At 57.9% G+C, this 13,648-nt stretch carries 16 protein-coding genes; 7 read left to right on the plus strand and 9 right to left on the minus strand.

All coding sequences use genetic code 11. The annotated features are described in order from the left end of the window. The first annotated feature begins 4 nt into the window (after nucleotides 1-4). Nucleotides 5-397, plus strand: a complete 393-nt coding sequence (gene msrB / locus AC5S16_RS07110; RefSeq protein WP_493929345.1) for a peptide-methionine (R)-S-oxide reductase MsrB — start codon at nucleotides 5-7, stop codon at nucleotides 395-397. Nucleotides 398-405: 8 nt separating this feature from the next. Continuing rightward, entirely contained in the window at nucleotides 406-1,380 is a 975-nt protein-coding gene (locus AC5S16_RS07115; RefSeq protein ID WP_493929346.1) for a hypothetical protein, read from the plus strand. Here the strand turns inward: AC5S16_RS07115 and AC5S16_RS07120 are convergent. The 8 genes from AC5S16_RS07120 to AC5S16_RS07155 form a co-directional block, all read right to left on the minus strand. Continuing rightward, the gene (locus tag AC5S16_RS07120; protein WP_493929347.1) at nucleotides 1,377-1,967 is read right to left on the minus strand and encodes a cation efflux transmembrane domain-containing protein; all 591 of its coding nucleotides are present in this window, start codon (nucleotides 1,965-1,967) and stop codon (nucleotides 1,377-1,379) included. The two genes, AC5S16_RS07115 and AC5S16_RS07120, sit on opposite strands and share 4 nt — an antisense overlap. Nucleotides 1,968-1,992: 25 nt before the next feature. Beyond that, a complete protein-coding gene (locus AC5S16_RS07125; protein WP_493929348.1) occupies nucleotides 1,993-2,289 on the minus strand; it encodes a type II toxin-antitoxin system RelE/ParE family toxin in 297 nt (98 codons plus the stop codon). After that, entirely contained in the window at nucleotides 2,289-2,507 is a 219-nt protein-coding gene (locus AC5S16_RS07130; RefSeq protein WP_493929349.1) for an addiction module protein, read from the minus strand. The genes AC5S16_RS07125 and AC5S16_RS07130 overlap by 1 nt, the downstream gene beginning before the upstream one ends. Nucleotides 2,508-2,619: 112 nt before the next feature. Next, a complete protein-coding gene (rpmB, locus tag AC5S16_RS07135; RefSeq protein WP_493929350.1) occupies nucleotides 2,620-2,808 on the minus strand; it encodes a 50S ribosomal protein L28 in 189 nt (62 codons plus the stop codon). A 159-nt stretch (nucleotides 2,809-2,967) separates the two neighbouring features. Beyond that, complete coding sequence (locus AC5S16_RS07140; protein ID WP_493929351.1) at nucleotides 2,968-3,405, minus strand: PIN domain-containing protein; 438 nt, start codon at nucleotides 3,403-3,405, stop codon at nucleotides 2,968-2,970. Further along, on the minus strand, nucleotides 3,383-3,631 hold the full coding sequence (locus tag AC5S16_RS07145; protein ID WP_493929352.1) for a hypothetical protein: 249 nt from the start codon (nucleotides 3,629-3,631) through the stop codon (nucleotides 3,383-3,385). The genes AC5S16_RS07140 and AC5S16_RS07145 overlap by 23 nt, the downstream gene beginning before the upstream one ends. Before the next feature lie 35 nt (nucleotides 3,632-3,666). Then, entirely contained in the window at nucleotides 3,667-6,300 is a 2,634-nt protein-coding gene (locus AC5S16_RS07150; protein ID WP_493929353.1) for an ABC transporter permease, read from the minus strand. 1 nt (nucleotide 6,301) lies between these two features. Continuing rightward, entirely contained in the window at nucleotides 6,302-6,631 is a 330-nt protein-coding gene (locus AC5S16_RS07155; protein ID WP_493929354.1) for a PadR family transcriptional regulator, read from the minus strand. 179 nt (nucleotides 6,632-6,810) lie between these two features. On the opposite strand from AC5S16_RS07155, the gene asnS reads away from it, so the two are divergent. From asnS to AC5S16_RS07180, 5 genes are all read left to right on the plus strand, one after another. Continuing rightward, a complete protein-coding gene (gene asnS, locus AC5S16_RS07160; protein WP_493929355.1) occupies nucleotides 6,811-8,175 on the plus strand; it encodes an asparagine--tRNA ligase in 1,365 nt (454 codons plus the stop codon). Nucleotides 8,176-8,360: 185 nt separating this feature from the next. After that, complete coding sequence (gene rocF, locus AC5S16_RS07165) at nucleotides 8,361-9,362, plus strand: arginase (protein ID WP_493929356.1); 1,002 nt, start codon at nucleotides 8,361-8,363, stop codon at nucleotides 9,360-9,362. A 269-nt stretch (nucleotides 9,363-9,631) separates the two neighbouring features. Further along, the gene (locus AC5S16_RS07170; RefSeq protein WP_493929357.1) at nucleotides 9,632-10,231 is read left to right on the plus strand and encodes a hypothetical protein; all 600 of its coding nucleotides are present in this window, start codon (nucleotides 9,632-9,634) and stop codon (nucleotides 10,229-10,231) included. Beyond that, nucleotides 10,228-11,409, plus strand: a complete 1,182-nt coding sequence (locus tag AC5S16_RS07175) for a D-alanine--D-alanine ligase family protein (RefSeq protein WP_493929358.1) — start codon at nucleotides 10,228-10,230, stop codon at nucleotides 11,407-11,409. The genes AC5S16_RS07170 and AC5S16_RS07175 overlap by 4 nt, the downstream gene beginning before the upstream one ends. Before the next feature lie 178 nt (nucleotides 11,410-11,587). Then, nucleotides 11,588-12,040, plus strand: coding sequence for a hypothetical protein (locus tag AC5S16_RS07180; RefSeq protein WP_493929359.1), 453 nt, complete (start codon nucleotides 11,588-11,590; stop codon nucleotides 12,038-12,040). 92 nt (nucleotides 12,041-12,132) lie between these two features. Here AC5S16_RS07180 and purF read toward each other — a convergent pair whose 3' ends face one another. Next, nucleotides 12,133-13,593 (minus strand): amidophosphoribosyltransferase, encoded by a 1,461-nt coding sequence (purF, locus tag AC5S16_RS07185; protein ID WP_493929699.1) that lies wholly within the window; start codon nucleotides 13,591-13,593, stop codon nucleotides 12,133-12,135. Between the last annotated feature and the right edge of the window lie 55 nt (nucleotides 13,594-13,648).

A 13,648-nucleotide genomic window follows, 5' to 3' on the forward strand; every position in this document is an offset into this window, starting at 1 on the left:
TGCGATGGAAAAAGTCCACAAGACAGAAGAAGAATGGCGCAAGCTGCTGACGCCGGAGCAGTTTCACGTCACACGCGAAAAGGGCACCGAGCCGCCGTTTACCGGCAAGCTGTATTACAACCACGATGACGGCATCTACCGCTGCGTGGCCTGCGGGGCGGAGTTGTTCACTTCAGACAAGAAGTTCGAGTCGGGCAGCGGGTGGCCCAGCTTCTGGCTGCCGGTGAGTCCGGAGGCGGTTGAGGCGCATGAAGACTCGAGCCATGGCATGCAGCGTGTTGAGGTGACATGCGCCCGCTGCGGCGCCCATCTCGGGCACGTCTTTCCGGATGGTCCGCAGCCTACAGGACTGCGCTACTGCATCAATTCGGCTTCGCTCGACTTCGAGAAGAAATAATTGGGATCATGAAACGCGGCAGTGCTGAGATTTTTCTTCGCAGCACTGCCGCTTTGTTTCTGGTGATGTTGAGTAGCGCGGGTCATGCGCAGTTTCGCGGCGGCCCTCCGTGGTCGCATCCTGTGGCCTCTTCGCGATTCATCCATATTGGTTCGGCAACGATTCAGGTTGATTTTGGCCCCGGAGCGTTTGATCTGCCGACGGACCGTATCATGCAGTGGGTGAGGAATGCTGCCGGCGCTGTTGCTGGTTACTATGGCCGGTTTCCTGTGGAGCGGGACCGCATTCTCATTGAATTCGCTCCGGGACATGGGGTGTTGCGCGGCACGAGTTGGGGCGACGTGGGCGGATTTCCTGCGTTTCACCGGATGGTACTTGGACAACAGAGCACACAACGCGATCTTGACGAGGACTGGGAAATGACGCATGAGCTGGTGCACTCAGCGTTTCCCACAGTCGATGACGCGCACTCCTGGATCGAAGAAGGCCTGGCAACTTATGTGGAGCCGATCGCGCGGGCACAGAACGGCCTGCTGCAGCCGGAAAAGATATGGGCAGACATGCTGCGCGACATGCCGAGGGGCAATCCGGAGAGCTTTGACCGCGGACTTGACCTTACGCACACCTGGGGACGGACGTATTGGGGCGGCGCTCAGTTCTGCCTGATGGCTGATGTGATGATCCGCGAACAGACGCACAACCAGAAGGGCCTCGAAGACGCGCTGCGGGCGATTGTCGCCGCGGGCGGCACGATTGATCATGACTGGCCGCTGCGCAAGGCGCTTGAGACCGGCGATGCCGCGACCGGAGTCCACGTTCTAACGCAGCTTTATGACGAGATGGGCGATCGGCCTAAGCAGCTTGATCTAGACAGCCTGTGGAAGCGGCTGGGAGTTGTGCGGGATGGCGACAGCGTACGATTCGACGATCATGCGCCGCTCGCGGACATTCGCAAGGCGATTACGCAGAGGCCGAAGACTTAACAGCAGCATTCCTTTCCCTTGCGTGCTTCGTTTGCCTCGTAAAGTACGAGCGGCACGAGCGCGAGGGCGGCGACGGAATCGGCCCACGGCAGGTGGAAGGCGGCGTTCATGGCGAGTCCGGCGAGGGCGATCCACGAAAGGTATCCGCAGACGGAGCTTTGCACGGCATCGGCTTTGAGCGAGATGCTGCAGGTCTGGGCGGCCAGCATGCGCTTTCTGCGGCCGAGCCAGGGCATGACGAGAGCCGCGGCGATGAGAAGCGCCATGCCCGGATAGGAGGCTTCAGGGCGTGGAGCTTTACCGAGCAGAGCTGCGATGGAGCTCAAGACGATGAAGGCTGCGAGCGCGTAGAGCAGGATGGTGGCGATGCGCGCGGCCTGTTTCTCGGCGTGTCCACCAAGGTAGAAGCGGCGCAGGACGATGGCGGCGGAGAAGAGCTCGACGGCGCTGTCTCCACCGAAAGCGAGCAGGGCGACGCTGTGGGCCTGAATGCCTGAAGCAGCGGCCACTGCCAGTTCGATGGTCATCCAGGTGACGGTCAGCCATTGAAGCTGGAGAACGGCGGATTTGTGTTCTGCTGCTTCCATTCGTTAGAGATTATTGTAAAGAACTTCACATTCGCTTCTGCCAGCGGATTGGCTCACGACTGCCGTGGAAACAGGCGATCACGGTTAAAGATTCGTCGTCTTCAAGGATGAACATCAGCGCGTAGGGGAAGCGACGCAGCAAGGCGCGGCGAATGTTGTTGTAGATGACCGGGAATTGTTTTGGATTGCTGCTGATACGTTCGACCAGTGCGTTTACTGCGGTGCCGAAACGTCGTCCTAATCCGGGGGATTCGTTCTCATACCAGTCCTGCGCGTCGATCAATTCCTGCCGGGCGATCGGAGTAAAGATGACCGGGTGCACTATGGACAGCGCTGCTCCAGCTCAGCCTTCAGGGCAGCCCACGAGATGCCCTCGCGCCGGTCCTGATCGAGTGTCTCAAGGCGGCGGTCAAGCTCCACCTGCTGTGCAGCAGTTAAAGGAAGCTGTTCAGCTTCCAGGCTGTCCCAAAGCTGCGAAATCAGCGCCAGACGCTCCGGTGGAGTCAAACGTACCAGCTCGTCATGGGTGAGCCTGTCCATATTCTCAGCCTACGAAAAAAGCAGCTTCAGCTCAAGACGAATGCGAACTTCAGAACAAATAAAAACCCCGGGGAGAGCCGGGGTTTTTGTAGCGGAGAAGGCTCCGCTGAAATTAAGCCTTGACGACCTTGCCGCTCTTGATGCAACTGGTGCAGACGCGTAGCTTCTTCGCGGCAGTGCCTACCTTGGCCTTCACCGGGCGGAGATTGACGTTCCAGCGCCGCTTGCTGACATTGTGCGCGTGCGAGATGTTGTTTCCGAACTGCGGGCCTTTGCCGCAGATTTCGCAGACCTGAGCCATGACTCACTCCAAATTGCTGAACTTTTCGCGCAGACCAGAACCCGCCTCAAAACTGCATTTCGTCGCGTTGTGCGAGGAGAACGGGCAGGCGGACAGACATGTGCCGTACTGGTGCCGAATCTTAAGTCTAACCCAGAACGCAACGGTTAGCAACGTGGTCTACGACAGCAAAGACGCGGGATCGCGAAGAAAGGGATTTACGATGAGCAATCCATCCAGATCCTGGTCGGCCTGAAGATTTTCCGTCAGGAGGTATTTGCACGAAGCGCTTTTGGCTGCCGCGACGATCAGGGCATCCCAAAACGAAAGCTGGAAACGATCTTGAATTTTCCAGCCATGCTCAAGGACTCCTTCATCCATGGCTACAGGTTGCCAGGCCAGAAGATCACGTATCTCTGACCTGGCTGCCTGGCGGGCGTCCGGCCATTTTTTGCTGACCTTTACATAAAACTCCTGCAAAACCTGAAAACTGATGCGTCCCAGGCGACTCTTCCACAACGCTTCCCGCCACAAACGGGCACGCTCCTGTTTCCGGGGATCGGCTTGGTCGAGCGCATAAATAAAAACATTTGTGTCAACGAAGACTGGAGCGCTCATGCGCCTCCTCGCGCGATGCATACTGGCCGTCTGTCTTCAGGAATGGCTTTCGCGCCAGGGCGCGCCGCATGGACTTCTCGTAGGCATCCTCTTCCTGCATATGCTTTTTGAGAATTGTAGCGAGCAGGCGGGACACACTCATATCTCTTCGCGCAGCTTCGAGTCTGGCCCATCGGGCGAGATTCTCATCGAGAGTGATGGTGATATTTCTTAAGGATGCTTTCATGACACGAATTCAGTGTAACACGATATTCGTGTCATTTACTCGGCGCGCAGCATGATTACCGGATCGACGCGCAATGCCCGCAGCACAGCAGGAACGGCGGCGATGCCGAGAGTGGCAAGGATGATGAGGCACGGGAGCGCGAGGAAGGCTGCGTCGGTGGATTTGACCTGATAGAGCAGCGACTCGATGTAGCGGGTGGAACCGAGTCCAAGTACGAGGCCAGCGATGGCGCCCATAGTTACGGCAAAAGAAATGCCCGCAATGATGGGGCGGACGATGCCTCCCACCTGGGCGCCGAGCGCCATGCGGATGCCGATTTCACGCTCGCGCTGCTGCACGGAATAATTCAGCACTCCATACAGTCCTATTCCGGCAAGCAGGAGCGCGACGGCGCCGAAGAAGAAAGCCAGGGTTGCCAGAAGGCGCTCGCGGAGGGTCTGTGCCTGATTCAGCTCCTGTTGTGTCAAAACATTCGAGACGCGAAATCCGGAGTGCGCCTGCGCCACTTCCCTTCGCAGGGTGGCAGCCAGAGCCAGCGGGTTTGAGGAAGCCGTACGCACGATGAACGTCTGGCTTCCAAGGGGATCCGACTCAAACGGGACATAGACCACCGGCAAAATTGGCCCACGAATATTGTTGTAATACGCATCGCGCGCCACACCGATGACCTGCATGCGCTGGCGGCGGCCGTCGTCGGAAGCTTTTTCAAAGAACCTTCCGACTGGATGCTCATCATTCAGAAATCTTCTGGCGAAGGTTTGATTCACTATCGCGGCGTCGGGAAACTTATCTCCATTGCGAAAGTCTCTGCCTTCGAGAAGCGGGATTCGCATTGTCTCCAGCCAGCGTGGTGAAACATTGAGGAAATATGCGAGGTCTATGCTTGGCGGGCCGCCGTTGATTGAGATGGAATCGTTCCAGCCGGTGTTATTCAACAGCGCCCATCCTGCGCGGGACACGCGCTCAACGCCCGGCACCGCACGCAGATGATCGGCTACCTGTTCCCAGTACATATCGAGCTGTGGAGGCTTGCCTGTTGTGTCCAGCAGAAGAATTCTGTCGGCGGAAAATCCGGTAGGCTTGCTGGAAAGCCGCTGGAAGGTCGCGACAAACAATCCCGCAATAAACAAGACGAGAAAACAAAAGGCCACCTGCAGTGCGATCATTCCGTGCATCAGGCGCCGCCGCGAGTGCGGATCGTCGCCGCCCTTCAATACACTGACGGGCTTTACGGCGGAAGTACGCGCGGCAGGCAAGAGGCCAAAGAGCAGGACAACGCAGAGTGTAAGCGCCACGCCAAAACCGAGTACGCGCCAATCTGCAGGGAGAATGAGGCGCGCCGGGTTGTCCGGAGGATTGATCATGCTCACGACCAGAGGCGCAGACCACCATGCGAAGAGCGCGCCGCCTGCCGCAGCAAGAAAAGCCAGCAGAGCACTTTCTGCCAGAACCATCTGCACCAGACGCCATCGTCCCGCGCCGATGGAGATGCGCAGGGCCATTTCGCGCGTACGCGCAGCAGCCTGGGCGGTCATCAGATTGGCCACATTGACGCAGGCAATGAGCAGCACCATCAGCACGAGCACGGCAATGGCAGCAAGAGCGCGGCTGTATTCCTCCTGCATCCCGGATGCGCCGGTAGACGCCGGTTTTATCAGCACCTGATTTTTCAGGACATTGTGCAGCGTCTCCTCTGAGAGCCCTTTTTCGCCGCTCAGCCGGTTTTCTTCAAAGGCATGGCTTACGGCTGCCAGCTTTGCACGCAGCGGCTCAACAACGACTCCGGGCTTGACTACGGCCAGAGTGCGAATCCAAGTGCAGTCAGAACGTGTTGCGCAGCGGTGCATCGTCGTGGGGACGAAAATATCTACGACGATGCCCGGCTCTGTGCCGGTGAACTTCTTCTCGCTTACGCCGACGATTTCGTAAACGCTATCGCCAAAATGAAAGGTGCGTCCGACGACTTTGGGGTCGCGTCCGAAACGGAGGCTCCAGTAGTCATAGGAGATCACCGCGTAGGGCGCGGCTCCCGGCTTGAGATCGTCGTTCTCCGTAAACAACCTGCCTGCGGCAGGGCCAATGCCGAGCGTCGAGAACATCCACCCTGAGACATACTGCACGCGGGCCTTTTCCATCTCAGCATCGGTTTTGTAGGTCACATCGTCGTGGCTGGCATAGGAGATGGCGATCAATTCCGCTTCGCCTTTTGCCGCGGCGCGCATCAGCCTGAAGCCTGGGTATGCCCATGAGTCCCACTCACCGGGCTTGTTGTCAAAGCCCATGCCTTTTCGAGACAGAACATAGAGCTGCTCAGGATGCGCGACGGGCAAGGGCCGCAGGAGCAATGCGTCGATGAGACGAAATGCCGCGGCGCACGATCCAATTGCCAAGGCCAGGGAGAGAATGGCCGCGGCTGAAGTGACTTTGTTCCGCTTGAGCTGCCGCCATCCGAAAACAAAATCGGCGCGCAGCGAATCGAGCCATCCGATCACGCGAATGTCATGGCTTTGCTGGCGCTGCCGCACGGCCGCGCCGAGCGCCCGCCGGGCTTCTTCCGGATCGCGTCCCTGCTCGACGGCTTCGGCGATGTGCGCTTCGAGCTCTTCCTCGATTTCGCGGTTCAGGCGCTCGCCGCGAAAGACGTTCGCAATTCTCGACCAGAGAGACATGTCACACCGTCCTCAGGATGCGGTTTACTGCTGAAGTTACGGCCTGCCAGCGTGATTCCTCGGCAGACAATTGCTTTTTGCCCGCGGCGGTCAGCTCGTAAATGCGCGCGCGGCGGCCTGTATCCTTTGTGACCCATGCAGCTTTGATCCAGCCTGCTTCCTCCATCCGGTGGAGCGCGGGATAGAGTGAGCCTTCTTCGGCTCGGAGCACATCGTCAGACATTTCGGCGATGGCGGACATGATGGCATAGCCGTGCAGGCGCGGCCTGCGGGAGAGAATTTTGAGAACGAGCAGATCGAGCGAGCCTTGCAGCGAATCGGTCTTTGCCATAATTAGACATCTAAATATAGACATCTAAGTATGACTGTCAAGTTTATTTTTGCTGTCATCCTGCGAACCTCCCACCCTTTCCTCCGGAAAGGATGGGGCACCCATGTTTCCGGAGTATCCATTTCGGACGCGGTACACTGAGGGGTTCGGCCTTCGTTGAGAAGGCCGCTGAGAAAGCTATGTCTGAAGAAATTACTGTATCTGCTGCGGAAGCTCAGGTTGCAGCTCCGGTTACGACTATTGCCCTCATCGGTGAGCATGAGGGCAAGTCTGTCACGCTGAAGGGGTGGCTCTATAACCTGCGCGAGAGCGGCAAGCTGCTCTTCCCTATCTTTCGCGATGGGTCGGGGACGATTCAGGGCGTTGTGCCCAAGGCTGCGGTTGCTCCGGAAGTTTTTGAGCGAATCAAAAATCTGACACAGGAGTCGAGCGTCATTGTTACCGGGAAAGTTCGCGCGGACAAGCGCGCTCCGGGCGGCTATGAGCTCGATGTGGAGAATGTCGAAGTTCTGCAGCGCGTGCCGGAGGAGACGCCGTTTCCTATCTCGCTCAAGGAGCATGGCACGGACTTCCTAATGGAGCACCGCCATCTGTGGATCCGCACGCCGCGCCAGTCGGCGATTCTGCGCATTCGTGCGGAGATCATCAAGGCGGCGCGCGATTTTCTCGATGACAACGGCTTTGTGCTGACCGATCCGCCGATTCTGACGCCGGCGGCGTGCGAGGGCACGAGCACGCTGTTTCCTGTCGAGTATTTTGGCGATGAGGCGTACCTGACGCAGAGCGGCCAGCTCTACATTGAGAGCACGGCGCTGGCGCTGGGCAAGGTCTACAGCTTCGGGCCGACGTTTCGCGCGGAGAAGTCGAAAACGCGGCGGCACCTGACCGAGTTCTGGATGGTGGAGCCGGAATGGGCCTATGCGACGCTCGATGATTTGATGGGGCTGGCGGAGCAGTTCATCAGCTTTATTGTGGAGCGCGTGCTGACACGGCGGGCTGCTGATCTGAAAGTGCTGGGCCGCGATGTGACGAAGCTCGAGACGATCAAAGCGCCGTTTCCTCGTCTTCGCTACGACGAAGCTGTTGCGATGCTGAACGACGCGCATGCGAAGGGGCTGCTGGAACAGCCGTTTGAGTATGGCAACGATTTCGGGTCGCCGGATGAAACCTATATCTCATCGCAATTTGACCGTCCTGTGATGGTGCACCGGTATCCTGCAGCGGTGAAGGCTTTTTATATGGAGCCTGATCCGCAGGACCCGAAGTATGCGCTGTGCGTGGATGTGCTGGCGCCGGAGGGCTATGGAGAGGTGATCGGCGGCTCGCAGCGTATTGCGTCATACGAGCTGCTGAAAAAGCGCATTGAAGAGCATAATCTGCCGCTCGATGCGTTCCAGTGGTATCTCGATTTGCGGCGGTATGGTTCGGTTCCACACTCGGGTTTTGGAATGGGGATCGAGCGGGCAGTGGCGTGGATTTGCGGGCTCGAGCATGTGAGGGAGACGATTCCGTTTGCCCGGACGCTGAACCGGATCTATCCGTAATGGAACATCTCCAGGTTACCCTTCGACTTTGCTCAGGGAACCTGGGGCACCCGGCATCCAGGGTTGTGGCTGAAAGCTGCCGAGTGCTGTGGCACTCGATGCTTGTGTATGGATCCTTCCCCTTCCCCTTCACTTTGTTCAGGGTCAGGGGTCAGGATGACAGCAAACGGAACTCTTGGAAGTGTATGGCTAAGATCAGCGAAGCAGTCGCTCAGGAAAAGATGATCGTAGGACGTGGTACCGGTGCAGTTCACAGCGGAGTGCAGTCGCTTCCGCCGCGGAAGATCTGCGTGATTGGCGTTCCGCTCGATCTTGGGGCTTCGCGGCGCGGCGTGGATATGGGTCCTTCGGCGGTCCGCGTGGCGGGATTGGAAGCACGTCTCGAGGCGCTTGGCCACAATGTTACTGATGGCGGCAATATTGGCGTGGACATTGCCGAAACAAAGCAGGCTGGCGAAGAGAATGCACGTTATCTCAAGGAAATTTCTGAGACCTGCATTCGCATGGCGGACAACGTGGTCGAGGCGCTTGAAGAAGACATGACACCAGTCATTCTTGGTGGCGATCATTCGGTGGCTGCGGGCAGCGTCTCGGGCGTGGCGGAATTTTATCGCCGCAAGAACCAGAAGATCGGACTTATCTGGATTGACGCGCACTCGGACTTGAATACTCCGGAGACTTCTCCGAGCGGCAATGTTCATGGAATGCCGCTTGCTGCGTTGCTGGGGCTTGGACCTGATTCGCTCAAGAACATCTGCGGGTTTTCACCTAAGGTACTGCCTGAGAATACAGTCCTGATCGGCGTGCGTGATATTGATGCTACCGAGAAGGAGAACATCAAGCGCTCAGGGCTCACCGAGGTCTACACGATGCGCGACATTGACGAGCGCGGCATGCGCACGGTGATGGAAGAGGCGCTGCGCGCGGCGGGACGCGGCACGGCCGGCTATCATGTGTCGCTCGATATGGACTGGGTCGATCCGGAGGATGCGCCCGGCGTTGGCACTCCGGTGCGCGGCGGTGCGACGTATCGAGAAGCGCATCTGGCGATGGAGATCATTGCTGACCATGGGCGCATGCTTAGCCTTGAAGTGGTCGAGGTGAATCCGGTGATCGACGAACATAACCGCACGGCGGATTTAGCGGTGGAGCTGATCTCTTCTGCGTTTGGGAAGAAGATTCTGTAGTTATATTGACTGGGAAACTCTATCTGGCATACTTGAGATATACGAAGGTGATTTGTGAAAAACAAGAATAGAGCCAATGGCTGGAGTTCTGAAGCTGCCGGGGACCTTATGACTGCTGCCGAACGCGAAAATGTGCACGCATTTCGCCGGGCTATTCGAGCATATACACGAAAGGCAGTGAGTTCGCAGGCCACGGCGATGCAGGCACTCATTGATGCTGGACTCTATACGGTTCACGGAAAACCCAAAAAGCAATTCCGCTAACTTTCTTGCATAAGCTCACGGCATCTTTTGTTCTGGGTTATCACGGGTGCGATCAGAAGATCGGTGAACGTCTCCTGCGGAATCAGAAATTTCTGTTCAGCCAGAACAATTATGATTGGCTAGGTTCGGGTATCTACTTCTGGGAAGCCAATCCTCTGCGTGCTCTCCAATTTGCGCAAGAGGTCTCTATTCGTGAACAAAATAAAATCAAGAGGCCGTTTGTGATTGGCGCAATTCTCGACTTAGGAAACTGCCTGGATTTGACGACGCATGCCGGCCTTGTGATGGTGAAAGAAGCATACGAATCTCTAGTGAAGGTCTACGATGCAGCAGGCGAGCCATTGCCGGTCAATTATCCTGAGCGCTTCAGGCATCCATTAGATTGTGCTGTCATTAACTATCTGCATTCCATTCGCGAAGCACAAAAGCAATCCAGGATTGATAGCGTGAAGGGACTTTTTACGGAAGGCGGATCTTTGTATCCGGGTTCAGAATTTCAACAAAAAAACCACATTCAGATCGTTGTGCGGAATCTGGATTGTATTAAGGGAGTATTCCGCGTTCCGAAAACGCATCTCGATCCCACAATCAATAATCCATCATGAGCAAACTCCGCGTAGGTGTTCTTTTTGGCGGCCGCAGCGGCGAGCATGAGGTTTCGCTGCTTTCGGCTGCTTCGGTTTTAAAAGCTATTGATCCTAAGAAATATGACGTCATTCCTATCGGCATCACGAAGGAAGGGCGATGGGTGACGGCGACGGATGCTGCGCGCCTGCTGAGCGGAGAGGCATTGTCTCCGCGACAGCTGCGGGCGGGCGATCCTGACGCGACAGCTCCGGCGGCGGTGCTGGCCAAAGGAGAAGCGGTGATTGTGCCGCCTGTGCCCTCCAAAGCAAAGACGGGGTCGCTGGTTCCTTTTGAGACTGCGGGCCATCCGGCGCACCAGGCGCTGAGTGTGGACGTAATCTTCCCTGTACTGCATGGGACGTTTGGCGAGGATGGGACGATCCAGGGATTGTTTGAGCTGGCGGGCATCGCGTATGTAGGCTCGGGCGTGCTTGGGTCGGCCACGGGCATGGACAAGGACATCATGAAGCGGCTCTTCGCCTCGGTAAAGCTGCCGATTACGAAGCATGTCACGTTTCTGCGCGGCGAGTGGGAAACGAGTCCGAGAAAAATTGCTGCCCGCGTGGAAGCGGCGCTGAAGTATCCCGTTTTTGTGAAGCCTGCGAACCTTGGCTCTTCGGTGGGCATCAGCAAGGCGCATGACCGCAAGGAGCTGGGGCCGGCGATTGAGCTGGCTGCGGGCTATGATCGCAAGATTGTGATTGAGCAGGGCGTGGGCGGCAAGCGCGGCAAGGCGCGCGAGCTTGAAGTCGCCGTGCTGGGCAATGATGACCCCAAAGCTTCGGTGGTGGGTGAGGTTGTGCCCATCAAGGAGTTCTACGACTACGAGGCCAAGTATCTGAGCGAGGGCTCGGACCTTATCATTCCGGCAAAGCTCACCAAGCAGCAGACGAAGCAGATTCAGCAGATGGCCGTGGGAGCTTTCAAGGCCTGCGACTGTTCGGGGCTGGCGCGCGTGGATTTCCTGATGGAACCGGGTAGGTCGGGGCGTGTTTATCTGAACGAGATCAATACGCTGCCCGGATTTACGGCGATCAGCATGTATCCGAAGCTGTGGGCTGCGTCAGGGGTGCCGTATACGGAGCTGATTGACCGGCTGATTAGATTGGCGCTGGAGCGGCGAGAAGAGAAGGACCGGACGCAGTATTCGCGGTGAATTGGTGCATTGCTTCCCACACTTCGCTACGCGAAGTATGGGGCACCCCTTTTCGTGCTGACCGGTGCGAAAAGCAGATCCTTTGCTTCGCTCAGGATGACAAAACTGCGGTGAAGTGAAACATACGGCGGGTTGGCGGTGTCAAAGTACAATGGTGAGGAAGTAGAGGCCTGCATTCATGACCCTTCTTGATGCGCCTGTTTACAATGCGCGGCGTGCGCGCCTGATTCGCAACTCAATCATTGCGGTTTTGATTGCGGTGGTGGTGCTTGCGATTGGAACCTGGTGGTTCTGGGACTGGCCGGAGGAGCACCGCGTCAACAACTTCTTTGCGGCGCTTGAGGGTGGAGACGTCAAGAAGGCCTATTCCATGTGGAACAACGACCCGAACTGGGAGCAGCACCCGGAGCAGTACAAGCTCTATGACTTTAACCAGTTCACCAAGGACTGGGGTCCCTCGGGCGATTACGGCGTGATCAAGAGCCACCAGATTGTGATTACCAAGACGGTTGGCAATGGCGTGGTGATGGGCGTTAATGTGAATGGCGGCCGGACACCGGTTTTTCTGCGCGTGGATCACAAGACGAAGCAAATCGGGTACTCGCCGGTTGAGCTTTATGTCGGGCCGTAGAGAAAGGACACTGCTGGCAGCATCCTGCAAACCTCCCACGTTAGCTACGCGAACGTGGGGCACCCGGATGTTCGAAGCTGCCCTGCCAGGAGTTACTGCGCCACGGCGGCGGGCAGGATGTCTTCGACGTCGACCCACTCGGTCGGGTAGTCGCCGGTGTAGCAGGCGATGCAGAAGTGGTTGCCCTCGCCGCCGTCGCAGGCCTTTTGTAACCCTTCGAGTGACAAATAAGCGAGCGAGTCGGCTTCAATGAAGCAGCGGATCTCTTCGATGGAATTGTTAGCCGCGATGAGGTCCTTTTTGCGCGGCGTGTCCACTCCGTAGAAGCAGGGCGAGATGGTGGGCGGGCAGCTGATGCGCAGATGCACTTCCTTTGCGCCGGCAGCGCGCACCATACGGACAATCTTGCGGCTGGTGGTGCCGCGGATGATGGAGTCGTCGACGAGGATGATGCGCTTGCCTTCGAGCAGATTGCGCACGGGGTTCAGCTTGAGTTTTACGCCGAAGTCGCGGACGCGCTGCTCGGGCTCGATGAAGGTGCGGCCAACGTAGTGATTGCGGATAAGTCCGAAGCGGAAAGGGATCCCGCTTTCTGCGGCGTAGCCGATGGCTGCGGTAACACCGGAATCAGGAACAGGCACGACGAGGTCGGCAGGGACGTGCGACTCGCGGGCGAGCTCGCGGCCCATCTCTTCGCGGCTCTCCTGCACCCAGCGGTTGTAGATTTTGCTGTCGGGGCGGGCGAAGTAGACGTGTTCGAAGATGCAACTCGACTGTGGAATGCCTGTTGCATACTGGACGGAGGTCACGCCGTCTTTTGTGACCATGACGAGCTCGCCCGGCTTTACGTCACGCTCGAATTTAGCGCGCAGCAGATCGAAGGCGCAGGTTTCGGAGGCGAAGACGATGGTGTCAGGGCCGTTGGGGTTCTCGATGCGGCCCATCGAAAGCGGGCGAAAGCCGCGGGGATCGCGGGCAGCGAAGATGCGATCGCGCGTCATCATGACGATGGAGAAAGCTCCATCAACCTGGCGAAGCGAGTCGGCGATGGCGTCGACAAGCGTGCCTGCTTTGGAGTGCGCGATGAGCTGGACGATGATTTCGGAGTCGCTGGTGGTCTGGAAGAAGGCTCCTTCGCGCTCGAGCTTCGCGCGCACGTTGCCGAGATTGACCAAGTTGCCGTTGTGGGCGATGGCGATGAGGCCCTTGGTGGAATCGACGCGAATGGGCTGCGCATTGAGCAGCGCGGAATCGCCGGTGGTCGAGTAGCGCGTGTGGCCGATGGCCATTTCGCCGTTGAGCTTGCCGAGGACTTCTTCGGTGAAGATGTCGGCGACTAGGCCCATGCCTTTGATGTTCGCGAGATTCGTGCCGTCGGCGGTGGCGATGCCAGCGGATTCCTGCCCGCGATGCTGGAGGGCGTAGAGAGCGAGGTAGGCTTGGCGGGCGGCGTCGGGATGTCCGTAGATGGCTACTACGCCGCATTCTTCGCGGAGTTTATCATCTGCTCTATTATCCTGCGAACCTCCCAGGTTACCCTTCGCTTTGCTCAGGGGAACCTGGGGCACCCTGGTTTGAGTAAGCACACGGGAAACTGCGGGTCGCTCC

The sequence above is a fragment of the Acidobacterium sp. FHG110202_01 genome (assembly GCF_059115305.1).

What these genes read in the sequence shown, in the direction of transcription:
- AC5S16_RS07155 (WP_493929354.1), bottom strand. Translation starts at nt 6,631, where the DNA reads ATGGCAAAGACCGATTCGCTGCAAGGCTCGCTCGATCTGCTCGTTCTC.
- rocF (WP_493929356.1), top strand. Translation starts at nt 8,361, where the DNA reads ATGGCTAAGATCAGCGAAGCAGTCGCTCAGGAAAAGATGATCGTAGGA.
- AC5S16_RS07140 (WP_493929351.1), bottom strand. Translation starts at nt 3,405, where the DNA reads ATGAGCGCTCCAGTCTTCGTTGACACAAATGTTTTTATTTATGCGCTC.
- AC5S16_RS07175 (WP_493929358.1), top strand. Translation starts at nt 10,228, where the DNA reads ATGAGCAAACTCCGCGTAGGTGTTCTTTTTGGCGGCCGCAGCGGCGAG.
- AC5S16_RS07145 (WP_493929352.1), bottom strand. Translation starts at nt 3,631, where the DNA reads ATGAAAGCATCCTTAAGAAATATCACCATCACTCTCGATGAGAATCTC.
- AC5S16_RS07180 (WP_493929359.1), top strand. Translation starts at nt 11,588, where the DNA reads ATGACCCTTCTTGATGCGCCTGTTTACAATGCGCGGCGTGCGCGCCTG.
- AC5S16_RS07120 (WP_493929347.1), bottom strand. Translation starts at nt 1,967, where the DNA reads ATGGAAGCAGCAGAACACAAATCCGCCGTTCTCCAGCTTCAATGGCTG.
- AC5S16_RS07115 (WP_493929346.1), top strand. Translation starts at nt 406, where the DNA reads ATGAAACGCGGCAGTGCTGAGATTTTTCTTCGCAGCACTGCCGCTTTG.
- AC5S16_RS07130 (WP_493929349.1), bottom strand. Translation starts at nt 2,507, where the DNA reads ATGGACAGGCTCACCCATGACGAGCTGGTACGTTTGACTCCACCGGAG.
- asnS (WP_493929355.1), top strand. Translation starts at nt 6,811, where the DNA reads ATGTCTGAAGAAATTACTGTATCTGCTGCGGAAGCTCAGGTTGCAGCT.
- rpmB (WP_493929350.1), bottom strand. Translation starts at nt 2,808, where the DNA reads ATGGCTCAGGTCTGCGAAATCTGCGGCAAAGGCCCGCAGTTCGGAAAC.
- msrB (WP_493929345.1), top strand. Translation starts at nt 5, where the DNA reads ATGGAAAAAGTCCACAAGACAGAAGAAGAATGGCGCAAGCTGCTGACG.
- AC5S16_RS07150 (WP_493929353.1), bottom strand. Translation starts at nt 6,300, where the DNA reads ATGTCTCTCTGGTCGAGAATTGCGAACGTCTTTCGCGGCGAGCGCCTG.